Here is a 592-nt window from a genome sequence, read left to right on the forward strand (position 1 = left end):
TTGCTATCCACATCATTAATGATATTTTGGAAAAACGATTCTATAAAGTCGTTATCATACTCAGGAACTGGTCTTACGTTAAATTCAAGTGAAGCTTCATCTGGTACAGAGTTAAATTGTTTGCCGCCATTTATAATCGAACATACAGCTGTAAGACCAGATGCATAATTTGCATCCTCTTCAGAAATTTCTTTTCCAATCAATGATTTGAACATAGGCGCAACATCTAATTCATGTTTAGTATCTTGTTGTTTAAGCTCTGAATATTTTTCTTTAAATAGATTATAAAATTCAAGCAGTGTATCAATTGCATTGTCACCAATAAATGGAACTGAGCTATGGACAGCTTTACCAGTTGCAGTTACTTTACATGACATAGACCCCTTATGTGCATAATAAATTCCAGATCCAGTTGGTTCAGCAATAATTAAGCCATCGACATCGTCTAAATAGCCTTTATCAGCTAATAATTTGGCACCTTCTTGTTCTTTCTCTTCGCCAGCAGTAGCTAGTAATCTTATCGTTCCTTGAGGCAATTGATTTTGTTCTTTTAATTCAATGAGTGTGATGACCAAAGCCATCAGACCGCCTT

At 35.1% G+C, this 592-nt stretch carries 1 protein-coding gene; it reads right to left on the reverse strand.

Features of this window, described 5'->3' with window-relative positions; translation table 11 throughout:
- On the reverse strand, window positions 1-592 hold a 592-nt coding region (locus tag IDG60_RS28420), incomplete at both ends, for a M20/M25/M40 family metallo-hydrolase (RefSeq protein ID WP_206161169.1).

This window comes from Staphylococcus sp. EG-SA-2, from assembly GCF_017152085.1.